General features: G+C 68.1%; 20 protein-coding genes. 1 reads left to right on the top strand and 19 read right to left on the bottom strand.

Annotation, left to right across the window (positions count from 1 at the left end; genetic code table 11):
- Nucleotides 1-457 precede the first annotated feature (457 nt).
- The gene (locus C3B71_RS04485) at nucleotides 458-1,426 is read left to right on the top strand and encodes a Fic family protein (RefSeq protein WP_108966404.1); all 969 of its coding nucleotides are present in this window, start codon (nucleotides 458-460) and stop codon (nucleotides 1,424-1,426) included.
- Nucleotides 1,427-1,509: 83 nt separating this feature from the next.
- On the opposite strand, the gene C3B71_RS04480 is transcribed toward C3B71_RS04485, so the two are convergent.
- The 19 genes from C3B71_RS04480 to C3B71_RS04395 form a co-directional block, all read right to left on the bottom strand.
- Entirely contained in the window at nucleotides 1,510-2,898 is a 1,389-nt protein-coding gene (locus tag C3B71_RS04480; protein WP_108966402.1) for a citrate synthase, read from the bottom strand.
- 163 nt (nucleotides 2,899-3,061) lie between these two features.
- On the bottom strand, nucleotides 3,062-4,543 hold the full coding sequence (locus C3B71_RS04475) for a glycoside hydrolase family 1 protein (RefSeq protein WP_108966400.1): 1,482 nt from the start codon (nucleotides 4,541-4,543) through the stop codon (nucleotides 3,062-3,064).
- Complete coding sequence (locus C3B71_RS04470) at nucleotides 4,540-5,886, bottom strand: PTS sugar transporter subunit IIC (protein WP_108966398.1); 1,347 nt, start codon at nucleotides 5,884-5,886, stop codon at nucleotides 4,540-4,542. The genes C3B71_RS04475 and C3B71_RS04470 overlap by 4 nt, the downstream gene beginning before the upstream one ends.
- A gap of 1 nt (nucleotide 5,887) precedes the next feature.
- Nucleotides 5,888-6,247 (bottom strand): PTS sugar transporter subunit IIB, encoded by a 360-nt coding sequence (locus tag C3B71_RS04465; protein WP_199912577.1) that lies wholly within the window; start codon nucleotides 6,245-6,247, stop codon nucleotides 5,888-5,890.
- A gap of 1 nt (nucleotide 6,248) precedes the next feature.
- A complete protein-coding gene (locus tag C3B71_RS04460) occupies nucleotides 6,249-6,692 on the bottom strand; it encodes a PTS lactose/cellobiose transporter subunit IIA (RefSeq protein WP_108966397.1) in 444 nt (147 codons plus the stop codon).
- A complete protein-coding gene (locus tag C3B71_RS04455) occupies nucleotides 6,689-8,599 on the bottom strand; it encodes a BglG family transcription antiterminator (RefSeq protein ID WP_108966395.1) in 1,911 nt (636 codons plus the stop codon). Before C3B71_RS04455 ends, C3B71_RS04460 begins: the two co-directional genes overlap by 4 nt.
- Before the next feature lie 196 nt (nucleotides 8,600-8,795).
- Nucleotides 8,796-10,022: a succinyldiaminopimelate transaminase gene (gene dapC, locus C3B71_RS04450; protein WP_108966393.1), complete on the bottom strand. Its 1,227-nt coding sequence runs from the start codon at nucleotides 10,020-10,022 to the stop codon at nucleotides 8,796-8,798.
- A gap of 125 nt (nucleotides 10,023-10,147) precedes the next feature.
- The gene (locus tag C3B71_RS04445) at nucleotides 10,148-10,720 is read right to left on the bottom strand and encodes a beta-sandwich lipoprotein (protein WP_199912576.1); all 573 of its coding nucleotides are present in this window, start codon (nucleotides 10,718-10,720) and stop codon (nucleotides 10,148-10,150) included.
- A 29-nt stretch (nucleotides 10,721-10,749) separates the two neighbouring features.
- The gene (gene fdxA / locus C3B71_RS04440) at nucleotides 10,750-11,100 is read right to left on the bottom strand and encodes a ferredoxin (RefSeq protein ID WP_108966391.1); all 351 of its coding nucleotides are present in this window, start codon (nucleotides 11,098-11,100) and stop codon (nucleotides 10,750-10,752) included.
- Between the two features lie 248 nt (nucleotides 11,101-11,348).
- Nucleotides 11,349-13,139 carry a VanW family protein gene (locus C3B71_RS16685; protein ID WP_108966389.1) on the bottom strand — a complete coding sequence of 597 codons (1,791 nt, stop codon included), beginning with the start codon at nucleotides 13,137-13,139 and terminating at the stop codon, nucleotides 11,349-11,351.
- A 39-nt stretch (nucleotides 13,140-13,178) separates the two neighbouring features.
- Nucleotides 13,179-15,101, bottom strand: a complete 1,923-nt coding sequence (typA, locus tag C3B71_RS04430) for a translational GTPase TypA (RefSeq protein ID WP_108966387.1) — start codon at nucleotides 15,099-15,101, stop codon at nucleotides 13,179-13,181.
- A 239-nt stretch (nucleotides 15,102-15,340) separates the two neighbouring features.
- A complete protein-coding gene (locus C3B71_RS15830) occupies nucleotides 15,341-16,057 on the bottom strand; it encodes a PH domain-containing protein (RefSeq protein ID WP_159097640.1) in 717 nt (238 codons plus the stop codon).
- Between the two features lie 181 nt (nucleotides 16,058-16,238).
- Nucleotides 16,239-17,948, bottom strand: coding sequence for an ABC transporter family substrate-binding protein (locus C3B71_RS04420; RefSeq protein ID WP_073327356.1), 1,710 nt, complete (start codon nucleotides 17,946-17,948; stop codon nucleotides 16,239-16,241).
- A 173-nt stretch (nucleotides 17,949-18,121) separates the two neighbouring features.
- Nucleotides 18,122-20,287: a dipeptide ABC transporter ATP-binding protein gene (locus C3B71_RS04415; protein WP_108966384.1), complete on the bottom strand. Its 2,166-nt coding sequence runs from the start codon at nucleotides 20,285-20,287 to the stop codon at nucleotides 18,122-18,124.
- Complete coding sequence (locus tag C3B71_RS04410; RefSeq protein ID WP_325048225.1) at nucleotides 20,284-20,934, bottom strand: ABC transporter permease; 651 nt, start codon at nucleotides 20,932-20,934, stop codon at nucleotides 20,284-20,286. Before C3B71_RS04410 ends, C3B71_RS04415 begins: the two co-directional genes overlap by 4 nt.
- Nucleotides 20,928-21,299, bottom strand: a complete 372-nt coding sequence (locus C3B71_RS16780; protein WP_325048218.1) for a hypothetical protein — start codon at nucleotides 21,297-21,299, stop codon at nucleotides 20,928-20,930. Before C3B71_RS16780 ends, C3B71_RS04410 begins: the two co-directional genes overlap by 7 nt.
- Before the next feature lies 1 nt (nucleotide 21,300).
- Nucleotides 21,301-22,260: an ABC transporter permease gene (locus C3B71_RS04405; protein ID WP_073327359.1), complete on the bottom strand. Its 960-nt coding sequence runs from the start codon at nucleotides 22,258-22,260 to the stop codon at nucleotides 21,301-21,303.
- Nucleotides 22,261-22,674: 414 nt separating this feature from the next.
- Entirely contained in the window at nucleotides 22,675-23,676 is a 1,002-nt protein-coding gene (locus C3B71_RS04400) for a bile acid:sodium symporter family protein (RefSeq protein ID WP_108966382.1), read from the bottom strand.
- 66 nt (nucleotides 23,677-23,742) lie between these two features.
- Nucleotides 23,743-24,336 (bottom strand): biotin transporter BioY, encoded by a 594-nt coding sequence (locus tag C3B71_RS04395; RefSeq protein WP_073327362.1) that lies wholly within the window; start codon nucleotides 24,334-24,336, stop codon nucleotides 23,743-23,745.
- Nucleotides 24,337-24,507: the final 171 nt, after the last annotated feature.

Genomic DNA, 24,507 nt, shown 5'->3' with positions numbered 1-24,507 from the left:
CTACCTCCTCGGCCAAGGACATGGATTGTTCCGAGAGGAGGTGCCGAAGAAGGCGCTTCTGACGCGGAATCACCTTCAAGAACACGCCCAGTTGGACCGCCCACGCCCCGTTGGACCGCCCACACCCCGTTGGACCGCCCACACCCCGTTGGACCGCTGTAACCGGCGGCTACGGCGGTCCAACGGGGGAACAGGGGTCCAACGGGGGAACAGGGGTCCAACGGGCGGGTCGGCGGCCGCGCACGCCAACACCCAAGACACCCAACCGCACGCAGACACCCAACCACTCACACAACCAGCCCTTGCACGCTCCGAGACGACGCAACGCCCGAGGGCTCCTAGGGTTATCGGCACCTACCGTCAGCCTTTCAACGCCATCAATGCCGCCAGTGACGGTAAACTTTGGCGGTGATCGGCGTCTCATACGACCGGACACCGTCGGACCGACAGGAAGCAGATGGCTTATACGCCCCCCTTCACCCGCACGCCCGCAATCGACAACTTATGCATGGAGATCGCGGAACTCGTTGGGACGCTCGGCCCCGCTTCCCCACTGAGCACGAGCCCGCAGCTGCACCGCGAGCTGCGCATTCGCACGATCCACTCCTCGCTCATGATCGAGGGCAATGTCCTCTCAGAAGACGCCGTCACGGCGATCATCGACGGCAAACGCGTGCTCGGGCCATCCCGTGAGATTCGTGAGGTCGAGAATGCCCACCGCGCCTACGAAATCATGGACCAGTTGGATCCATACTCGATCACCGATCTCCTGCGGGCCCATGGCGTGATGATGGACGGGATCATTGAAGACGCCGGTCGGCTGCGCAATGCAAATGCCGGTGTCTTCGACGGCGATCGGCTCATCCATGCGGGCACGCCCGCCGCCTACGTGCCCGAGGTCATGGCCGAACTGTTCGACTGGATGCGGCACACCGACCTCCACCCGCTGCTCGTTTCCTGTGTCTTCCACTACGAGTTCGAGTTCATTCATCCCTTCACCGATGGCAATGGCCGGACCGGGCGGTTGTGGCACACATTGCTGCTGGCCCGTTGGCGCCCAGTCCTGAGGTGGCTGCCGATTGAGACGGTGATCCGCGACCGGCAGCGGGAGTATTATGCGACGCTCGCCCATTCGAACGCCGTGGGCACCTGCGAGGACTTTGTCGCCTTTATGCTCACCGTGATCCGCCAGGCGCTGATGCCGTATGCGAAGCCCTCTGCGCAAACTGTCGCGGACAGCCGCGAGGAGCAGGCGCTGAGCCTCTTTTCGGGGAGCCCGACGGCGACCGTCGCCGACCTGGCCGACCTCCTCGGCTGCTCCCGCCGGACCGCCGAACGTGTCGTCGCCGACCTGCGCGCCTCGGGCCGCCTGCGGCGCGAGGGCAGCGCCCGGGCGGGCCGCTGGCGGGTCACGGACGCGGACTAGGCGCAAGACGTTGGCCGCGTGGCCCTCATGAGCGCAGGCGGCCCCGCCTGTGCGAAGTCGCGTAGGTCCAAAACGCGGGCCCCTCACACGCGCGGGACGCGGTCCAGGGTGGGCTCGCCGATGCGGGTGTCGGGGTAGTCGCGCACGCGCTTGCGCCGGTGCATGGCCACGTAGTGGCGCTCCACCTCGCCGGTGTACACCTGGCGGGGACGGCCGATGCGCTTGGCCGGATCGCTCATCATCTCCCGGTACTGGGCAATCCAGCCGGGCAGGCGCCCGAGCGCGAACAGCGGCGTGAACATCTTCGTGGGGAAGCCCATCGCCTGGTAGATGAGTCCCGTGTAGAAGTCGACGTTCGGATACAGGTTGCGGGAGATGAAGTAGTCGTCGGACAGGGCGACCTCCTCCAGCTCCATGGCGATCTCCAGCTTGCGGTCTCCGTCCTTGGAGCCCAGGCGGGCCAGCACCTCGTGGGCGGTCTCCTTGACCAGGGCGGCGCGCGGGTCGTAGTTCTTGTAGACGCGGTGCCCGAAGCCCATCAAGCGCACCCCGTCCTCCTTGTTCTTGACCTTGCGGACGAACTCGGTGGTGCTCATGCCCTCGGACTGGATCCGATCCAGCATGCGCAGCACGGCCTCGTTGGCGCCGCCGTGCAGCGGCCCGGACAGGGCCCCCACACCCGCGGCCACTGAGGCGTACAGGTTGGCGTCGGATGAGCCGACCAGGCGCACGGTGGAGGTGGAGCAGTTCTGCTCGTGGTCGGCGTGCAGGATCAGCAGCATGTCCAGGGCGCGGACGACGGTGGGGTCGATGTCGCTGGCCTGGTAGGGCATGCCGAAGGTCATGTTGAGGAAGTCCTCGACGTAACCGCGCTTGGGGTCGGGGTACAGCAGCGGCAGCCCGATGGCACGGCGGGCGATGTAGCTGATCATCGTGGGCATCTTGCTCAGCAGCAGCACGGTGGCCAGCTCGGTCTCGTAGGGGTCGTGCGGGTTGAGGGTGTCCTCGTAGTAGGTGGCCAGGCCCGCAATGCCCGCCTGGAGGATCGCCATGGGGTGCCCCGAGGAGGGGAAGGAGGTGAAGAAGCTGCGGAAGTCTTCGTGCAGGAGGCGGTGCCGGCCGATGCGCCGCTCGAAGCGCTCGAAGGTGTCCGGGTCGGGCAGCTCCCCGTTGATCAACAGGTAGGCGACCTCCAGGAAGGTGGAGGACTTGGCCAGCTCCTCGATCGGGTAGCCGCGGTAGCGCAGGATGCCGGCAGCGCCGTCGATGTAGGTGATCTCGGAGGTGCAGGCGGCCGTGTTGGTGAAGCCGGGGTCGAGCGTGACCAGGCCCGTGGTCCCCAGCAGTTTGCCAATGGCCAGTCCGTCGGAGCCGTCGGTGGCCAGGGCACGAGGCAGTTCCAGGCTGGTCTCGCCGACGGTGAGCATCCCGGGGGCGTCCTGGGCGCTGAGGTCAGTGGGCGTTTCGGTCATGAGTGTCTCCTTGTTGGCGACGGCGGGCCGCGGGAGCGGCCCCGGACCTGTCTGCCCGGAACCATACCGGCAGGCGACCGCCGCCGTCACAGAGCGTGCCGGCGACGCGATGGCACTCCGTACCCACCGCGCCGCCGGCATCTTCATGGCAGTGCCGCCACCACTACAGTTCCCTTCCGTTGGAGGCGATTACGCGCCGGTACCAGTCGAAGGACTGCTTGCGGGTGCGGTTGTAGGTGCCGTTTCCCTCATCGTCGGCGTCGACGTACACGAAGCCGTACCGCTTGCTCATCTCGCTGGTGGACATCGACACCAGGTCAATGCAGCCCCAAGGCGTGTATCCCATGAGTTCGACGCCGTCGTCGATCGCCCTGCCCATCTCACGGATGTGGCGGCGAAGGTAGTCAATGCGAGCCTCATCCCGGACGTTCCCATCGGCATCCGGCGTCTCACGTATGCCCACCCCGTTCTCCACGATGAACAGCGGGAGCCGATACTTGTCGTACAGGGCGATGAGCGAGTAGCGCAGACCCTCGGGGTCGATCTGCCAGTTCCACTCGTTGACCTCCAGGTACGGGTTCTTCACCCCGGAGGACAGGTTGCCGCTCACCCGCTCATGCTCCCCCTCATCCCGGGCAGACACGAGCGACATGTAGTAGCTGAAGGACAGGAAGTCGACAGTACCGGCGGCGAGCTCGGCCCGGTCGGCATCGGTGACCTCAATGTACAGTCCCTTACGGGTCCAGTAGCGTTCCACCCACCGCGGATAGTCGCCGCGCACGTGCACGTCCGCGGCCATCTCGTTGTCCCGGTTGGTGCGCTGCGCCAGCAGCTGGTCCTCCGGGTGAGCGGTGAGCGGGTAATGCAGCAGCTTGGTGAGCATGCATCCCATCCGGGCGTCGGGAACGAGCTCGTGCAGAAGGCTGGTGGCACGCGCCGAGGCGAGGAGTTGGTGGTGCAGCGCCTGGTAGCAGACCTCCTCCATGTTCATCCCCTCGAACTGCTCGGCAAGCAGACCCGCGGTGGTGAAGGGGTGCCGGAAGATCGAGTCAACCTCGTTGAAGGTCAGCCAGAGCTTCACCTCCTCCCCGTATTCGCGGAAGCAGACCTCAGCGAAGCGCATGAACAGGTCAACCATGGCGCGGTCGTACCAGCCCCTGTGGTTGAAGACCGTGGCTAGCGGCTGTTCGTAGTGATGCAGGGTGACCAGCGGCTGGATGTTGCGCTCACGCATGGCACGGAACAACTCGTGGTAGAAGCGCACCCCGGCCGCATTGGGGCCAGGCTCCTCCCCCGTTGGGAACAGCCGGCTCCACTGGATGGAGACCCGTAGCGTCTTGAACCCCATCTCCGCCATGAGGTCCAGGTCCTCCAAGTAGCGGTGGTGGAAGTTGTTGCCACGGCGCTTGGCGTAGGGCCCCTTGGCATCGCTCCACTCCAGCGCGGTCTCGATATCGGCCAGGCTGATGGCGTGGCCGGCACGATAGTCACGCGGATCAACGTCGGGCTTGTGCCGGGTGACGTCGGCCACCGACGGCCCCTTGCCATCCTCGTTCCAGGCGCCCTCGCACTGGTTGGCGGCGAGCGCCCCTCCCCACAGGAAGCCCTCGGGGAATACCGGCTGCAGGTTGTCTGGTGCATTCATACGGGAACAGCCTCCTTGCTGTCGTTTTGAGCGGCGGATTCCTCGCCTAGAGTCTCGCGTGCGGCGCGGCGATCGTCGATGGCGACGAAGGGCACCCACATCAGAGTGGTGACGATCAGGATGACCGCCTGGACCACGATCCCCTGCCAGCCGAAGCCGATGAATCCGTTGATGAAGATCGGGACACCAAAGGGCACGTCCACCGTGTTGGCCTGGATGAAGCCCAGGTTCATGGCGCCCAGTGCGATTGCCGCCGAAATGCCGGTGTTGAAGATGAACGGAATCGCGTACAGGGGGTTGAGTACCAGCGGCACTCCGAACACCAGCGGCTCGGAGATGCCGCAGATCGCCGGGACGAAGCCGAGGCGGGAGATCATCCGCAAGTCCTCCTGCTTGGACATCAGCGCCCCCACGATCGTCAGGCCGAGGATGCCGCCGGCGCCGCCGAGGACGATGAAGGTCACCCAGAACCCGTAGGTGAGCGGCTGAGTCGGCTCCGCACCGGCGTTGACCGCCGCAATGTTCGCGGCAATGGCGGTGGCGAACAGCGGGTTGCGGATCGGGGAGATCACCAGCCCGCCGTGAATACCGAGGAACCAGAACAGCTGCGAGAACAGGGCCATGAGAACGATGCCCGCGGTGGACTGGAAGATGATCTCCAGCGGGTGCTGAAGCACCGCGTACACCCACTCATTCAGGTAACTGCCAGTCCCCAGCCGGAACAGGCCGCCGAAGACCGCCGAAAAGGTCAGGATGAGGAAGACGGGTATGAGCGAGTTGAAGGACTGCGTGATGGCGGGCGGGACGGAGTCCGGCATGGTGATGCGCAGCGCCTTGATGCCTGACAGCCAGCGGAACAGCTCCGTGATGACAACGGTCCAGATGATGCCGATGAACAGGCCCTGGGCGCCGAGTGCGCCGTCGCCGAGGCCGGCCGCACTGCCGCCGTCGGAGCCGTCCTCAAGCAGGGCCTGCACGCTCTGCGGGACGACGGTCACGTAGGCGGCCACGCACAGGATTGCGGTGGCCTGGGTGGGTGTGCCGTTGCGTTTGGCCAGCTGCCACCCGAGCAGGATGACGATGGGGATCGTCATGAAACTCATGGTGGCAAAGTTCATCGCGGTGAAGGCCCCGTCAAGGTTAGCCAAGGCGGGGACCCAGCGGGCCAGTCCTGTCTCCTCGGAGGAGACCAGGGATCGCAGCAGGCTGGCGAAGGAACCGACGAGGATGAAGGGCAGGAAGTAGCTGAAGGAGTTCTTCAGCGAATTCAGGTACTTGTTGTCGTCGACCTTCTCGGCGACGGCGGTCAGGCCGTCGGAGAACCGGTCGGAGAGGGAAGGCATGTTATTCACCTCCGGTCAGTGACTCGGCCTGGGCGATGACGGTGGCGCCGTCCCCACGGCCGTAGGCGCGGGCGTCGATCACCTCCACCGGGGCGGCGTCACCAACCACGCCCCGCACCTTGCGCAGGATGTGGCGCACCTGCGGGCCGAGTAGGACGACGTCGAAGTTGCCCAGCTCGGACTCGATGGATGATTGGTCGGCCGCCCAGATCTTGTAGTTCTTCCCCTGTTTCGCGGCGGCCTCCTGCATGCGTTGGACGAGGATGGAGGTGGACATTCCTAGGGCGCAGGCGAGCATGATGCGCAGCGTCGGCCCTTCCTGATCGGCGGCCTTCTCCGGATGGGGGTTCTGCTCGGTCATTTCAGTTCTCCTTCGTGTTTGTGTTGGTGTCGGTTGCGGTGGTCTGGTCTGCCGGCGCGGTCGGGGGCGGGCTCGAGACGGCCGTCGACGGGAGCCGTGCCTCCAGGCGGTGGATCCGGGAGTAAAGCTCGATGAGCATTTCGGCGTTCTCCTTGGCCATAAGCGCCATGGTCAAGTGGTCATTGGCGTGCACCAGAACGATGTCCACATCCACGTGGTCCTGGCCGGCCTCCCTCTGGAGGAGCGCGAATTGGATGTCGTGGGCCTGGCGGAAGTCGTCGTCCGCACGGGTCAGGGCCTGACGGGCCGCGTCGAGCTGCCCCTCCCTTGCGAGTTCAACGGCCTCCATGGCCTTGGACTTCGCCGTCCCGGCGGCGAGGATCAATTCGAATGACACGGCATAGGGATCGTCGGGTTGCTCGCTCACCGACTGCGGTTCGCTCATGCTTCCTCCTGTGGTTGCTGGGTAATCTCTCGAATCGAATGGACGATGGCGGAGAAGTCGCGTCTCTCAATGAGGGTGGTGATGTGTTCCTCGCTCATCAGGTACCTGGATAGGTCCTGATAGAACTGCTGCAGGTCTTTGCCCTCTCGCGTGGAGATGGACACCAGGCATACGACCTGGACCGGGTTGCGCGTCCAGCGGATGGGTTCGTCCAGAACGCCGACGGCGATGAAGGTCTCCTCGCTCATGGCCACCTCGCCGTGCGGCATGGCGACCCGGTTGCCGAAGTCGGTCGGCGCCAGTGCCTCCCGACGCAGCACCGAGTCGAGGAACACGGCGGGCAGGTCGTATCTGGTTCGGGCGCGCCGAGTGAGTGCTTCAATCGCCTCGCGCGCGGTGTGCGCATCTAGGTGGGGGACGAACAATTCGGGCGAGAAGACCTGGTCGATCCGGGTGCTCGGCTCGGTTACCAGCATCCGCCGGATCTTGCGTACGTCGGCGTCGTCGATGAACGTGCCGACTTTGAGAACGGGAATACCCGGATCGGCGTCTAGAGCGACTGTGGTCAGGACCAGGTCCGTGTCCGGTTGGGTCCGGATGGGCTTGCGCGTGTTTACGGTGATGAGCGATTCGATCAGGTCCCCGAGGCGCTCCCGCAGCCGCAGTTCAATGAGTCGGGTCGCCGCGCCGTCTGCGCCGGAGACGAGCAATACGCGCTTGCGCCGTTGCTCCGGCCGTCTGCGCTCAAGGGCGAGTGCGAACCACAGGGCGACGTATCCGGCCTCATCCTCGGAGACGGTGCGGCCCAGGTGGCGGGCCAGGGCGGTGCAGGCCTGCACGGCCACGGCGTAGGCGAGCGGGTAGGACTGCTTAATGCGTTCGAGGCTCTGGTTGGGCATCCGCATCTGGAAGCGCAGCCGTACCAGCAGCGGGATCGTGTGCTGCACCAGGGCCGCCCGCAGCTCGTCGTCGTCGGCCAGGCCCAGGCCGAAGCCCTCGTCGACGATGCGAAGCATCCCGTCCACCACCTGCCGGGCCTCGACGATGCTTTGGGAGTCGGAGGCGTCGGCGGGAGAAGTGAGCACTCTGCGCCCGGCGAAGTGGAGCGCCAGGTAGTAGCGCTCCTGCAGCGGGTAGGACACCCCCAGGTCCCGTTCCAGGCGGTCGAGGATGTCACTGGCAACGTCCAGTTCCGCCTCCGTCACGTACCGGCGCAGCCCGGCGATCTCACCCGTGATGGCGCGCCCCGCCCTGACCCGGTTCGTGGCGATGGCGATGTGTAGGATCACGCTGCGCACCGCCTCATCCGACAGCGGAGCGCCATGGGCTTCCAGCACCTCACGTACGTGCCGTTCCGCCCGGCCCACGCCCGCTTCCAGGTCCTCTACCGCGAACCGTGAGCTGTGCTCCGGGTCGTAGACGGTTGCCAGGCAGGTGCGTATGTCGAGTTCGGCGCCGATCACACGGACGCCCTTGTAGGGGCGCCGGTCCACCAGCAGGCTGTGTTCGGCGAGTATGCGTTCCACCTGCGCCAGGTCGGCCGTCACCGTCTTCTTCGAGACGAACAGCGCCTGAGCGATAACCTCTATCTTGATGTAGTCCTGTGCGGTCAGCAGTAGCCGCAGCAGATAGCGCCGACGCTCGATCGCCGTCACCGGGGTGCCGTCAACGGCGCCACGAGTCTCCTTGAGGTCGGCGAAGGCGTCGGCATCGGTGATGGTCAGGGTGTATCCGGTGCCGGGTTTGGAGTCGATGCGGGCGCCGCCGTCGGCCAGGGCGCGGCGTGAGCGCGACAGGAGACTGCGGACCGTGCGGCTGGTCACGCCCAGGCGGTCGGCGAGCTCCGCGGCGGTGACGACCTCGGTGTCTCCGAAGGCGTCCAGTACGTCCCAGATGCGTTCGTCCACCGCTCGCCTCCTTCGCCGTCGTCGTTGACGACAAAGAAAGGTATGAGCATTCGCAGGCCGCCTCCATCCCGTCGGTTTCCGGGGTGCTGCGGAAATCTACGGCCCCAGCCGATGCGGCAACACCAGCTTCAGTCACGCAGACCGGACGAGGACGGCGCGGCACCCGCCATCCCGGACGGGGCGCCGGCCGGCCGCCTCAGCCGGCGAACAGGGCGGCCGCGTCGGGGGCGTGCAGGCGCCGCACCGCGGCGGCCACCCGCTCGTCGGTGTCGGTCAGGGACATGCGCACATGCCCGGCGCCGGCCGCGCCGTAGAAGTCCCCGGGGGCGACGACGATCCCCAGTTCGGCGAAGGCGCCCACCAGATCCCAGGCGCTCATGGACGCCGACCCGCTCAGCCACAGGTATAGGCCGGCGACCGAGTCGGGGTCATTGACCAGGCCGACGGCGGCCGTCGCCTCCAGCAGCGCCTCACGCCGGGCCCGGTAGACGGCCTGCTGCGCCACCACGTGCGCGTCGTCGGCGAGGGTGGCGGCCAGGGCGGCCTGCACGGGCGCCGGCGGAAGCATGCCGGTGTGGCGGCGCACCTCGGTGACGGCGGCCACCAGCGTCGGGTCGCCGGCGAGGAAGGCGGCCCGGTAGCCGGCGAGGTTGGACTGCTTGGACAGGGAGTACAGGGCGAGCAGGCCGGTGAGGTCGGGGGTGCCGTCGGGGCCGGTGCCGGTCACGCGGGCGTCGAGCAGGCTGGGGACGCCGTCGGTGGCCCAGGGCTGTTCCCAGGCGAGTTCGGCGTAGCACTCGTCGGACAGGACGACGACGCCGCGCGCCCGCGCCCAGGCGACGATGCGGGCGAGCTGGTCGACGGAGAGGACGTGCCCGTCGGGGTTGCCGGGACTGTTGAGCCAGATGGCGACGAGCCGACCGTCGGGCAGCTCCCAGGAGTCGGGGTCGGCGGCGGTGTCGACCGGGACGGGGGTGGCGCCCGCCAGGCGGGCACCGACGTCGTAGGTGGGGTAGGCGGCGCGCGGATGGGCGATGAGGTCACCGGGGCGGGCGCCGAGCTGGAGCGGCAGCTGGGCCACGGACTCCTTGGAGCCGATGGTGGGGATCACGGCGGCGTCGCTCAGGCCCGTGACGCCGCGACGGCGCCGCATCCAGTCGATGATGGCGGCGCGCACCTGCGGGGTGCCGTCGGCGGGCGGGTAGCCGGGGGCGTTCGCGGCGGCCGCAAGGGCCTCGCGGGCGATCGCCGGGCTGGGGTCCACGGGCGTGCCGATCGACAGGTCGACGACGCCGCCCGGGTGCTGGGCGGCCCGCTGCCGGTAGGGGCGCAGGGAGTGCCAGGGGAAGTCGGGCAGCGCGAGCGGGCGGGGCAGGGCAGCCGGAGCGGCGGAGTCGGGGGCGGCGGGCGTGGAGGCGTTCACGCCGCCATTGTGTCGCGTTCTCGCCTCCGCGGCAGCGCTCCGGCAAACCGCGGCGTAAGGCGTCTCATCTTCCGATACCTTGCTCCAGCGCGCCCTCTATGGATTCGGGGAGTCCCAATACTGAGTCAGTCCTCGTCATCGGGCGCGGTGACGTCGCCGTCGCGATCCAGGGCCGGGTCCTGGGTTGCGCCGCCGGTCGGGTTGGACGCGGACTCCTCCCCGCCCTCGGTCACCGACCCGGTGTCGGCAGCGGCGTCACCGGAAGCGGTGCTGTTCGACCCCGAGGTCTGGAAGTCGATGTCGGGAACGATCGTCTCGGGACGGTATACGACTCGGTAGTGATACGGGTCCACGACCGACGCGTCGGTCTGCTCGACGAAGTAGGTGACGTTGTCGCTCAGGCCCAGGAAGTGCTTCTTGAACAGGTAGCCACCGTCCTCGTCCTTGCCGACCAGGCAGATGACCTCCAGCTGGCTGTCCTCGCTGTCGGCGGTGATGGAGCAGTACCCCTCGATCTCGAGGAGGTACTTGTCGGTGATGCCGTTGAAGAACACGATGCGGCGGTTGATCTCGAAGTTGTCCGAGGCTTTCGAGATGTTGTTGGACGCGGTCTCGGCTGCGTCGGAACAGGCGGTCAGCCCCAGCGCAGCGACGGCTACCAGGGGCAGGACGATGAGCTTGCGGAGGGTGTTCTTCATTCGTTGCTCTCCTTGTGGGGGTGGCAGGCTCAGTAGCCGTTGGCGGCCTTCCAGTCCTCATTCTGGGGCTCCAGGGCGGCGATCATGGGATCGTCGTAGTCCTGCGGGCCGACGTTCTGCGCGCCGCCCGGGGAGCCCAGGCCCCTCAGGGAGAAGAAGTCGATGTTCGCCCGGGTGTAGTCCTCCCACTCGTCGGGCACGTCATCCTCGTAGAAGATCGCCTCGGTGGGGCACACCGGCTCGCAGGCGCCGCAGTCGACGCACTCGTCGGCGTTGATGTACAGGCTGCGTTCGCCCTCATAGATGCAGTCGACCGGACACTCGTCCACGCACGCACGATCCTTGACGTCCACGCAGGGCTGAGCGATCACGTAGGTCATTGACTGCTTCCTCTCTGTATCCGGGCATACCGCGCGGGGCCGCGGCCGGGTGCATCTGCGCCCCCAAGTATCTCCCCGCCGCGGTGCCGGACCCAATAGCCGCGCAAGATGTCAGCAAATACGCCGATTCCAGCCCGCCGGGCGCCCCTCTTTGCGTCACGCACCAAGTGCGAATTGCGCCCGCTGACCGCGGACCGCCTGCCCCCGACGCGCCTTCCCCGGCCCCGCACAGCCCGACGCCGCCTGGCTCAGCTGCACACCACGGGGTTGTCGGAGTCGTAGGCGGTGGTGAGGACGTCGTCGGGCAGGCGCTCGCCGTCGTGGCTGCGGGTGCGGGTGACGGTGACGTCGAATCCCTGGGTGCCGCCGCCGTAGGGCTCACAGCCCGGCCCGGAGCCGTGCACGGTGGCGTAGGGCCGGTAGTTGGTGTGCTCCCCCTCGGTGATGGTGACCTCGTAGTAGGGGGTGGACCACAGCCGTACGTGCACCTCCCCGTCGCCGGCCCAGGCCTGTACCAACACCGTGTAAGGCGTCGAGTTGCGCCATTTGACGTCCTTGACGCCGGTCCAGATGGTGGCCTCCCGGCCGGCCGGGTAGCGGGTGAACCAGTAGGTGTGGGGCCAGTGCTCCACGTCGTCCATGCCGGCCTCGAAGCCGGCGTTGAACACGGTGGTGCCCACCTGAGACAGGCCGCCGCCCATGGCGTCGGTGTGCTGCCCGTCGGTGACCACGCCCGCGTAGGTGTAGCCGTGTTCCAGGTCGACCGGACCGAGGGCGTCGGTGGTGGAGAAGGTCTCCCCCGGGGCGACGAGGGTGCCGTTGATCATCTCGGTGCCGCGCTGGAGGTTCTGGTCGCGCCCGTACTGGGAGAAGTAGGGGGTGGAGAACTCGCCGACGATCTCGGCCACCCCCCACTCCTCCTCCGGTGTGGTGACCTCCGGCTGTAGGACGGCGACGGTAGCGGCGGCGGTGCGTGCCCCGCCGACCTCGGTGCCGGCGGCCAGGACGGCGTCGGCCAGGTCGCCCGCGTCGATGCCCGTGCCGGTGGTGGCGGCGTGGTAGACGGGGGTGGCGTCCGCGGCGGTGGCGGGATCGCCGTCGATGGTCCAGGTGGCGTCGGTGGCCGGAGTCTCGATGCCCTCTCCCAGGGCGGCGACGACGGCGTCGTGCAGCGCATCGGCGTCCAGGACGGCGGTCAGGGTGCCGTCGCTGGAGTCGATGGTGGTCATCGCGGCGAGCGTCGCGGGTGTCAGCACGGCCTCGCCGGTGGCGGCCGCGGCGCCGGTACCTGCGGCGGTGACGGTGATGTCGGCGCTCAACAGGGGGCTCAGGACGGTGTCGATGAAGTCCTGGGCGTCGGCGTCGGTGATGGCCGGGGTGGCGGTGCCGGAGGCCAGGGCGATGCTGTCCGCACCCAGCGGCCAGGCGTCGTCCAGGGCGCTCACGCTCGCCGCCACATCCAGCCCGGTGCCGACCGAGCCGGGGGTGAGCACCGGGGTGGTGCCGTCCAGGGTGACGACGGCGTCTGCGGTGCCGGTGGCGAGCGTGTCCAGGCGGGTGTTGAGGGCGCGGGTGAGCGCGTCGGCGTCCACGGCTACGACTGCGTCGACGCGGGTGCCGGACAGCCGCCGCACCAGGGTTACGGGGTTGAGGGTGGGGCCGGTCAGGCGGTCGATGCTGGCGGCGGCGTCCACGCTCACGCCGGAGCGCGCGGGAACGAGGGCGTCGGAGGCGTCGTCGACGATCAGGGTGACCGGCTGCTCGAGCTGGGCGCCGATGCCGGCTTCCACGGCGGCGACCGCCTCGGCACGGGTCATGCCGGAGACGTCTACGCCGGAGACGGCGGAACCGGGCGCCAGGGTGCGGGTGGTCGCCCAAGCCAGCCCCAGCCAAGCGATGAGCAGGGTGGCGCCGAGCGCGGCCAGCAGCGGGCGCAGCACCGTGTGGCCGGCGCGGGCACCGGACGCGGCTGAGGCCGCCGAGGCTTCGGGGGCCGCGGCGGGCGAGCCGACGGCGTCGTCGAGCGGGACCTGGTTCATGGGCACACTCCCGGGTTGGGACGGCGACAGTCCGGCGCCTCAGGCGCCGGCGCGACGACGGCGGGCGGCGGCCTTGAAGCGCTCCTGCGAGTCGAGGATGACCTTGCGGATGCGCACGGCGTCCGGAGTCACCTCCACGCACTCGTCGTCGGAGGCGAATTCGAGGGCCTCCTCCAGGGTGAGCCGGCGCGGCGGTGTGAGTGCCTCGTAGACGTCGGCGGTGGAGGAGCGCATGTTGGTCTGCTGCTTCTCGCGCACCACGTTCACGTCCATGTCCTCGTCGCGGGGGTTCTCCCCAACGACCTGCCCCTCATAGGTCTCCTGACCGGGATCGACGAAGAAGGTGCCGCGGTCCTGCAGCCGGATCAGGGCGTAGGCGGTGACGGCGCCGGCGCGGTCGGAGACCAGGGAGCCGGTGGTGCGGGCGGTGATCGGGCCCGCCCAGGGCTCGTAGCCCTCGGCGATGGAGGAGGCGATGCCGGTGCCGCGGGTCTCGGTGAGGAACTGGGTGCGCCAGCCGATCAGGCCGCGGGCGGGCACCAGGAACTCCATGCGGATCCAGCCGGTGCCGTGGTTGGTCATCGTCTCCATGCGGCCCTTGCGGGCGGCCATGAGCTGGGTGACGGCGCCCAGGTGCTCCTCGGGCACGTCGATGGTCATGCGCTCGACCGGCTCATAGCGCTTGCCGTCGACCATCTTGGTGACCACCTGCGGCTTGCCGACGGTCAGCTCGAAGCCCTCGCGGCGCATCTGCTCCACCAGGATGGCCAGCGCCAGTTCGCCGCGGCCCTGCACCTCCCAGGCATCGGGGCGGGATGTGGGCAGCACGCGCAGGGAGACGTTGCCGATCAGTTCGCGGTCCAGGCGGTCCTTGACCTGGCGGGCGGTGACCTTGGCACCCTTGGTGCGGCCGGCCATCGGGGAGGTGTTGATGCCGATGGTCATGGAGATGGCGGGGTCGTCCACCTTGATCAGCGGCAGGGGCCGCGGGTCTTCGGGGTCGACCAGGGACTCGCCGATGGTGATGTCCTCGATGCCGGCGACGGCGACGATGTCACCGGCGTGGGCCTCCTCGGCGGGCTTGCGCTCCAGGCCCTCGGTGACCAGCAGTTCGGAGACGCGGGCGGAGGCAATGGAGCCGTCGTGGCGGGCCCAGCCGACGGTCTGCCCCTTGCGCAGGGTGCCGGCGTGGATGCGCAGCAGGGCGAGACGCCCCAAGAACGGGGAGGCGTCCAGGTTGGTCACGTGCGCCTGCAGGGGCGCGGACTCGTCGTAGGAGGGGCCGGGGATCCGCTCGATGATGGTGCGGAACAGGGGCTCGAGGTTCTTGGAGGCGGGCAGCTCGCCGTCGGCGGGCTTGACGGTGTCGGCGCGGCGGGCCTTGGCGGAGGCGTACACGACGGGCACGTCCAGCACGGCGTCCAGGTCGATGTCCGGGTGCTCGTCGGCCAGGTCGGAGGCGAGCGAGAGCAGCAGGTCGGTGGTCTCGGAGACGACCTCGTCCAGGCGGGAGTCGGGGCGGTCCACCTTGTTGACCACCAGGATCACCGGCAGGCTCGCCTCCAGGGCCTTGCGCAGCACGAAGCGCGTCTGCGGCAGGGGGCCCTCGGAGGCGTCCACGAGCAGCAGCACACCGTCCACCATGGACAGTCCGCGCTCGACCTCGCCGCCGAAGTCGGCGTGTCCGGGGGTGTCGATGACGTTGATGGTGATGCCGGCGGGCAGTCCCGCGTCGATGGCGGCCGGGCCGGCGTAGTGGACGGCGGTGTTCTTGGCGAGGATGGTGATGCCCTTCTCGCGCTCCAGCTCGCCGGTGTCCATGACGCGCTCGCCGGTGTTGTCCTGGTTGGCGTGGTTGCCGAGGGCACCGGCCTCCCAGAGCATCGCGTCGACGAGAGTGGTCTTGCCGTGGTCGACGTGGGCGACGATGGCGACGTTGCGCAGATCCTGGCGCACGGTCATATGGGCTGATTCCTCCCCTAGGCAAGCGCCCGCGGGCGCACAAACTCAGCAAGGGTACCGCCGCGCGCGCCGGCGGGCCATGACAGGCGCGACATGCCGCCTGTGCGGCCGCTCACCTCTGCTTCCCCGTGATCCGACGGGGACCGGGACGGCGTCTGTTCCCCTCCTCGACGTCGGCCGGGTGGGGGCCGGCAAGCGGCCGCGACACCGCCGGAAGCCGTGCGGTCGGCTGCGGGGCGTCAGAGGGCAATGAGCGCGACCGCGAGCAGGAGCACGACGACGGCGGTGGCGGCAGTGGGGGCCCAGTCCCAGCGGGTGGTGGGAACCGGCGAAAATCCAGCCGAAGACGGACGGTCCTGACCGGCGGAGTCAGCAGGTAGCTTGCCGAGCCGCTGGGCGCGTCGCCGCAGCCGGCGGGTCAGTGCCAGGTGCTCGGTGCGGGCGGCGCGGTAGAGCTCGATCAGGTGGGCGGCGTCGCCGGCGTCCATATGGGTGCGGTAAGTGGGACGCTCGGCGTTAGCCGCATCCTCGGACGGGTCGGTGACCGTGGCGGTCACGTAGGCCTCGTCCACGCGAACGGCACGGCGCTCGTGCCGCACAGCGGTGAATACCCCGCCGCGCTGACAGGCGGACACGGTCACGTTGCTGGCAGAGTCATCCGATCCGAGTTCCAAGACGAGTCCCCAGCGGGTACGGGTGCCGTGCAGCGACTCCCAGGGGATGCGGTGGCTGCGGAAGGCGTTGCGCACGCCGATGGCGTCTTCGGCGACCACGGCCCGCGGGCGCCACCACAGCAGCCAGACCGCGACGACGACGGCGACGGCCACCGCCAGCGCCTTCAGGCCGTGGCCGTAGCCATCGGCGAGCCAGATGACCATAACCGGGTAGAGGCAGGCGAGCGCAACCAGGACGGTCCCGATCCGGCCCGTCAGTGAACGCAGAACAATCGTGGGCACTCCCCCATCCTGCCTCATCCACGTAGGCGAATGCCGCTGTGCAAACGGCGGCGCCCACCTCAAGCAGTTGGTTGAGGTGGGCACCGCCGTCAACAATGCCGGCTCGGTTGTCAGCGGGGAACCGTGCGTGGTGTCCCGTGATCTAACCCCGACCGGCGCCGGATCACGAACCGAAGGTCGCTTACTCCGCCATGTAGCCGACGTCCTCCGGACGTGCGGTGGACAGGCCGAAGGCGCCGTAGTTGGCGAGGGTCTTCGGCACCGCACGGTAGTCCACGCGGGAGTAGATCGGGGTGACGGTGGCCAGTTCCCAGATCTTGGCGTCGGCCTGGTTGGCCAGCTCGATGCGCTTGTCCGGGTCCGCCTCGGTGGCCACCTGGCCAATGAGTTCCTGCAGCTCCGGGTCGGAGACACCGGAGTAGTTGGAGGCAGAGCCCTCGCCGTAGATCTGGCCGATATTGGCCATGGGGTATTGAGTACCCACCCAGGCAAAGGCCGTGATTTCGAACTGGCCGTCATGAAGACGAACGTTGAAGTCCTCAGGATTGGTGTCATCCATAACGATCTCCACGCCGATCTCCGCCATATTGGCCTGCAGGATACGGCCCTCGGTGGCGGAGGTGGAGATGTCGGGCATGCGCAGGTACTTGATGGAGAGCTTCTGCCCGTCCTTCTCACGGAACTCGGCGCCCTCGGCCAGGGTCCAGCCGGCGGCCTCGAGATCGGCCGCCGCGGCCTCCGGGTCGTAGGCGTAGTCCCCGGTGTTGTCCGCGTAGCCCTCGTTATGAGGCATGAACAGATGGTTGCCGAGCTGCAGCTGGGAGGCCGGCACCGGCAGACCCTGCAAGTCGCCCTCGGTGATGGTGAGGCGGTCCATGCCCTTGACCAGGGCCTGGCGCACGGCCTGGTCGGCCAGGATGCCGGAGGAGCCGTTCATGGTGAAGTGGCGCCACTGCACGCCGTAGGCCTGGCGAATCTCACCGTCGGCGCGCTGGCTGCACTGGTCGTAGATGGCGGCGTCGATAATCGGATAGACATAGTCGATCTCGTTGTTGCCGAAGGCGGTACCGAGCTGGGAGGAGTCCATGGCCCGAAGGGTGATCTTGTCCAGCAGCGGGGCGTCGCCCCACCAGTTCGGGTTGGGCTCCAGGGTGAGAACCTGCTTGGCGGAATCGGCATCCGTGACGAGGTAGGGGCCGGTCCAATAGTCGGTGACGGAGGCATCGGTCCAGGAGGAGAAGGTCTCCGCATCGGTGGTGAGCGACGCCGGAACGAGGGAGGCGTCCGAGAAAACACTCGACCAGTCAGGGAAAACGGCATCGAAGGTGACGATCATCTCGAACTCATCGGCACCGGCCTCAATGGACTCGATGTGATCCCAGCCGTCGGTGGACGCGACCACGGCGTTGAAGTCCTCGTTCTCACCGTTGCAGGCCTGCCAGCAGCCCTGATAGTCGGCCACCTGGATCGACTCGCCGCTGTTCCACTTGGCCTCGGGGTTGAGGTGCATGGTGATGACCGTCTTGCCGTCCACCTCCTCCTCGGTGTAGTCGAGGCAGAAGTTTTCGTTCACCTCGAAGGTGCCGTCTTCGTTGTAGATCCAGTTGCGCACGCCGGTGAAGCCCTGCAGGGTGGTGCCGTTGTCCCCGACGTTGCCGTCGATGTGCAGCGGGTTGTAGTTCGGGATCATGGCCTCGATCGGAATGCGGAACTCGCCGCCCTGCTGCAGGGCGGAGCGGTCCTGCGGGTTGATGTCCGCGGCAGCCAACTCCACCGCGCCGGCAGAGGCACTGGCGGATGAGGAGGACGAGCCCCCGCCACAGGCGGCCAGGGCCGCCAGGGCGGCCGCCGAGGCGGTGCCCGAGAGGAAGAGACGACGGTTGATTTGCATTGGTGGTACTCCGTTTCTGGATCGGCTGAGCGGTTTGGCTGAACGGTTGTTGGCAAGCGGGACGCGTGAAGTGCCCGGCAGCTGTGAAAACCATACGAGTGTTTCTGACACCTGTCTGATACTCGGATTGGCGTTGGCCGCCAAACCACACCGATCCGAGCACACCCGAAGGCTCAGAACACGCTGGCGTGCTCCGAGTAGTGGCAGGAGAGCCGATGGTCCTCCCCCATCGTGAAGAAGTCCGGAAGCCGGGTCAGGCAGGCCTCTCGCTGCTCATCGTCGAGCTCATTTGCGAACTTGGGGCAGCGAGTGCGGAAGGGACAGCCCGAGGGCGGGTTGGCCGGCGAGGGCAGATCGCCCTGCAGGATGATGCGGCTGCGGGTGCGTTCCTTAACCGGATCCGGAATCGGGATGGCGGAGAGCAGCGCCTGCGTGTAGGGGTGAGCCGGCGCGGAGAAGACCGCGTCAACGTCGCCGATCTCCACAATCCGCCCCAGGTACATGACCGCGACCCGGTCGGCGATGTGCCGCACCACGGACAGGTCGTGAGCCACGAAGAGATAGCTCAGCCCCAGGGTGGCGCGCAGCTCGTCGAGCAGGTTGATCACCCCGGCCTGGATGGAGACGTCCAGGGCGGAAACCGGCTCATCCAGCACCAACAGGCTCGGCTCCAGGGCCAGCGCCCGGGCAATGCCGATGCGCTGGCGCTGCCCGCCGGAGAAGTTGCGCGGGTAGCGGTTGGCGTGGCTGGGTTCCAGGCCGACCAGCTGCATCAGTTCGGCCACCCGGTCGGCGATCTCCTGCTTGGGGCGTTTGAAGGCGCGCAGCGGCTCGGCGATCAGGTCGAACACCGGCAGGCGCGGGTCGAGCGAGGCCATCGGGTCCTGGAAGACGATCTGCACGTCCTGACGCATCCGGCGACGCTCACCGCGTGACAGCTTGTCCGTCTGCTTGCCGAGCACCACGATCGTGCCGTGCTGGGGAGACTTGAGGTCCATGACCTCCAGCAGAGTGGTGCTCTTGCCGCAGCCGGACTCCCCCACCAGCGCCAGGGTCTCACCCTTGCGCACGTCGAAGGACACGTCCGCCACGGCATGGACGGTGCCCACGCGGCGCTTGAAGACCGCACCCTTCATCAGCGGGAAGTCCTTTACCAGCTCGGTGACCCGCAGCACCTCCTCGCGCTGCTCATGGGGCAGGTCGAGGGCCTCCGGCGTCTTGAGCTTGGGCACCGGGTAGATGTCCCGGTAGTTGAGGTTGTTCTTCTCGATCTCCGGGAAACGACGGCAGGCGGACAGCTGCGGGCCCGCGGGGGCGTCGTCTACGGCGTCGAGGCTGCCATCGGGGCGCACCGGCGCCAGGGCGGGCTCGCCGTCCAGGCAGGCGTCCTGCACCATGGGGCAGCGCGGGGCGAAGGGGCAGCCGGTGGGCTCGGCCAGCAGCGACGGCGGGTTTCCCTCCAGGGTGGCCAGGGCGGAGTCCTTCTTGGTGTCCAGGCGGGGCAGCGCGCCGAGCAGACCGATCGTGTAGGGCATGCGGGGGCGGTAGAACACGTCGTCGACGTCGCCGGTCTCCACGATCCGGCCGGCGTACATGACGCTGACCCGGTCGGCCATGCCGGCCACCACTCCCAGGTCGTGAGTGATCATGATGACGCCGGCGCCCGTCTCCTGCTTCGCGGTACGCAGCACGTCCAGGATCTGCGCCTGAATAGTCACGTCCAGCGCGGTGGTGGGCTCGTCGGCGATGATCAGGTCGGGATCGTTGGCGATCGCGATGGCGATCACGGCGCGCTGACGCATACCGCCGGAGAACTCGTGCGGATAGGCGTTCACGCGCACGGTGGGGTTGGGAATACCCACCAGGTCCAGCAACTCGATGGCGCGTCGTTTCGCATCCTTGTCCGACATGCCGCGGTTGTGGATCTTCAGGGCCTCCACGATCTGCTGACCCACCGTGTACACCGGGGTGAGGGCGGATAGCGGGTCTTGGAAGACCATGGCGATCTGGGTGCCGCGAAGCTTCGACATGTATGCGTCTGAACGGCCCAGAAGCTCGGTGCCGTGCAGCTTGACCGAACCGGACACGGCAGCCGACTCGTCCAGCAGTCCCATGACGGCAGTGGAGGTCACCGACTTGCCCGAGCCCGACTCACCGACCAGGGCGAGCACCTCGCCGCGAGCCAGGTCCAGGTTGACGCCGCGCACGGCGTGCACCTGACCGTCCTCCGAGGGGAAGGTGACGCACAGGTCGCGGACCTCCAGCAGTGGGGCGGCGGCGGCCGGGTCGGGCAGAGCGTCGGATTCGAATGCGGGGGCCTGCTTGTGGGAGCGGCTCATGCCTGGCCTCCAGACTTAGACGAGGAATCGAGGGCGTCACGCACGCCGTCGCCAATGAGGTTTACGCACACCAGCATGACCATCAGCACCACGGCGGGGGCGATGAAGGCCCACGGGTAGACGGCGACGTCACCCTGCGACTGCTGAATGAGCGTCCCCAGGGAGGTGTTCGGGGGCTTCACGCCGAAGCCGAAGTAGGACAGCGTGGTCTCGCTCAGCACCGCGCTGGCAATGCCGAGCGTGGCGTCGATGATGATGTAGGAGGAGACGTTGGGCAGGATGTGGCGGGCGATGATCCGCGGGGCGCTGACCCCCATGTAGCGGGCCGCCGTCACGTACTCCATGTTCCGCACGGACAGCGTCATGGAACGGATGACGCGGGCGGTCAGCATCCAGCCGAATGCGGCCAGCAGAATAATGAACAGCGGAATCGAGCCCTTGGACTGGCCGGAGACCGACTGGGACACGATGGCGATGATCAGGAAGGAGGGCACCACCAGCAGCAGGTCGATGACCCACAGGGCGACCTTGTCGAACCAGCCGCCGAAGTAGGCGGCCGCACTGCCGACGATGGCAGCCACGCCGGTCTGGATCGCGGCCACGCTCAGGCCAATGATCAGAGACTTGCGCAGGCCCTCGATCACCATGGCGAACACGTCCGAGCCGTCCTTGGTGGTTCCCAGCCAGTGATCGGCGTTCGGGGGACGTGGAAGGCGAGGAAATCGGGCTCGGTGTAGTGGTAGCGGGCGATGCGCGGGCCGACGACGGCCAGCAGCACGATCAGGCCGAAGCCCACCAGGCCGCCCACGGCGCTCTTATTGCGGAAGAAGCGGCGGCGCAGGATCTGACCGCGGGTCAGGCGCGCGGTCTGCGCGGCGGAGTCGGCCATCTCCGGCGCATTGCCGGGAATGGCGGTCTCCAGGGAGGCGCCAGGCGCCGAGTCGGGGCCGATGACCGAATCCGAGCGGCTGCTGCCGCCGGAGGTGCTGTCATTGCGGGACGCGTCTGCCATTTCAGCTCACCCTCACGCGGGGGTCGATGACGGCCACGAGGACGTCTGACAAGAGGGCGCCTATCAGCGTCATCATTCCGGAGAAGGCGACCACGGCTACGGTGCCGTTGATGTCGAAGGTGGAGATCGAGGTGACGGCGTACTCGCCCATACCGTGCCAGGTGAAAACGGTCTCCGTGATGGAGGCGCCTACGAACATGGTGGCCAGAGCGAAGGCGAAGTAGGTGCCCATGGGGATCAGCGAGGTGCGCAACGCGTGACGGGTGATGGCCTGGCGCTTGCGCAGTCCCTTGGCGCGTGCGGTGCGCACATAGTCGGCGCCGAGGGTGTCGAGCATGAGGTTGCGCTGATAGCGCGAGTAGGTCGCGATGCCCGTAAGCGACATGGAAATGGTCGGCAGCAGCAGGTGTTGGGCGCGACCGACGAAGCCGGAGCCCTCGCCGACGAACTCGAAGACCTGCCCGCCCAGGGCGGCATTGGCCTTGATGGCCCCGAGTTTGAGGAACAGGGCGATGACCATGACCGGCGTGGAGAAGACGATCAGGCACAGCACCGTGATGATGCGGTCCGCGGCGGAGTACTGCTTGGTGGCGGTCCAGGCGCCCAGCGCCGTGCCGACGCCCATACCGATGAGGGAGCCGAGGAAGACCAGCCGCACCGATACCCACATGCGGCGGGCAACGATGGCATTGACGGATTCACCCTTGGGAGTCTTGCCCCAGTCCCACTCGGTGAGCACGCCCGTGGCCCAAATCTTGAACCGATCCAGGACCGGATCATTGGGGTTGATGTTATAGGACGTGAGTGTGGCGTAAATGCCGTCCCAGTTGAGCTTGGTATTGCTCAGGTCATACAACCCGAGTGGGTTGAGCTGCGTCGCGGCGAGGAAATACGCCAAGACGGTCGCTATGACCAACAGGATCGCGTAGTTCGCAAGCCTGCGCATTAGGTACGGAAACATGCGGTCTTCTCTTTGGCGGGCCGCCGGAGGGCCGGGCCCCGCGTGGGAGCCGATTCCGGTGAGGCTACGGACATTGCCGCCCAGACACAGCCACCCGCGGGCGACCTTGGGACCGAACGGACCGTCTCACGATACCCGCATTTGGAAACACGCCTTACACCCCGGACGTCAAGGCCGGGGCTATGTCCAACGATGGGCGGCGCAGAACCGGCCACTACCGGCCGCGCAAGTAACCTCCGCCACATTCCTGCCGCTGGGCAGGCAGTAGGCCCCGGACTCGGACACTCGCAGGTGAGTCCGCCCGCCCGCTCCGGGGATCCGCGAGCGCCAGCCGCCGTGAAACACCGCCTGGGCGCGAGGCCGCGGCGTATGCCCACCACCACGGGCGGGCACACGCCGTCGTCGGGCGAAGCCTCAGTTGGCGGCGCGGGCGTCCCGGCGGCGGAACAGGGCCGCGACCACGGCGCCGGAGAGGTTGTGCCAGATGGAGAAGACCGCTCCGGGCAGGGCGGCCTCCGCGCTGAAGTACTGGGCGGCGAGGCCGGCGGCCAGGCCGGAGTTCTGCATGCCGACCTCAATGGCGGTGGTGCGCGAGGCCTTCTCGTCGTGGCTGGTCACCCGGCCGATCAGGTAGCCGAGCAGGTAACCCAGGCAGTTGTGCAGGGCGACCACCAGCAGCACCAGCGCTCCGGCGGAGGCGATCTTGTCGGCAGAACCGGAGACCACGGCGATCACCACGTAGCAGATGCCGAGCACAGAGATCCAGGGCATCGCGGGCAGCAGCGGCTCCACGAAGCGGCCCAGGAAGGCACGAATCAGCAGGCCGCCGATGACGGGCACCAGCACGATCTTCACGATCGACATGGCCATGGACCCGGCGTCGACGGGCATGTACTGGCCGGCGAGCCACTGGGTGAGCAGGGGCGTGAGCAGTGGGGCCAGCAGCGTGGAGATCGAGGTCATGGTCACCGACAGCGCCACATCACCGCGGGAGAGGTAGGAGATGACGTTGGAGGAGGTGCCGCCGGGGGCACAGCCGACCAGGATGACGCCGGCGGCCAGGGCCGGGTCCAGTTGGAAGATGCGGGTCAGGGTCCAGGCGATAAGGGGCATGACCACGAACTGGGCAGCCACTCCCACCAGCACCGGCAGGGGGCGGCGCACCACCAGGGCGAAGTCGGGGACCGTCAGGGTCAGGCCCATGCCGAACATGATGATGCCCAGGGCGTAGTTGGTGCCGGCGGACAGCGGGCTGAGCGCCTCGGGGGCGAACATCGCGGCGGCGAAGGCCAGCAGGATCAGCAAGGGGAAGACCGTGACGGCGATGTAGGCCGAGCGGTCCTCGTCGTTGCGGCGGGGAGCCGGCGTCGGGTCGGCGGGTTGGGAGGAACTAGGGGTTTGCGCTGGGGAGGTCATGATTCAGTCCTATCGCTGCCGACCGGATTGCGAACGGCCGGTCTCAGGATCCGGGAGTGGGGCGAGTCAGCGCAGCGCCGCCGGGCGGACCACGAGGGCGGCCGCGAAGGACTTCAGCAGGTCACCCACCACGAACGGCGCCAGCCCCATGACGAACACCGCGTTCCACGGCGCGCCGGTTGCGGCCTTGAGCCACAGCAGGCCGGGCACGTACACCAGCGCGGAGGCGGCGAGCATGAGTCCCACGCGCACCGCCGCCGCCCGCAGGACCGCCGGCGTACCGCGGCCCACGGCGACCGTTCCGGCGCGGCCGGCGAGCAGCGCGGCGAGCCCGTAGCCGAGCACGTACCCGAAGGAGGCGGTGATACCGCCGCTCCAGCCCGCGAGCACCGGGGCTCCGAGGGCGGCCGCCGCGGCGAGCAGGGCCACGGCCGCCAGGCCGCGCCGGGAGCCGAGCACGCCGCCCACGCCGAGGGCGGCCAGTGTGCCGAGAGTGACCGGCACCGGGGTGAAGGGCAGTGGCAGGGCGATCTGACCGATCAGGGCGATGGCGGCGGCGCCACCGATGATGAGCGCCGCCTCGCGGGCGACGCGGCGGGCCAGGGGCACCGCGGCGGGAGCGGTGTTGGAGCGGACGGCAGGGCGCATGTTTGTGCTCATGCCACCACCGTAGAGGTGCGAGGGCCCGCAACGCACCGCCGTTTGCCGCCCGGATCCGCGAGCGCAACTTGTGGGATTCCTCCAATTCCCTATTAATGGCTAGCCCACGCGTCAAAGGCCTTCCCCACTCGCCCGTGCAACCGCCGCTTACACGCCCACGCCGGTACCCGC

This window comes from Actinomyces sp. Z16 (assembly GCF_003111765.1).
GTDB classification, from domain to species: Bacteria; Actinomycetota; Actinomycetes; order Actinomycetales; family Actinomycetaceae; genus Actinomyces; species Actinomyces glycerinitolerans.
The sequence above is the reverse complement of the archived record's forward strand: the minus strand, read 5'-3'. Positions and strand labels throughout refer to the sequence as shown.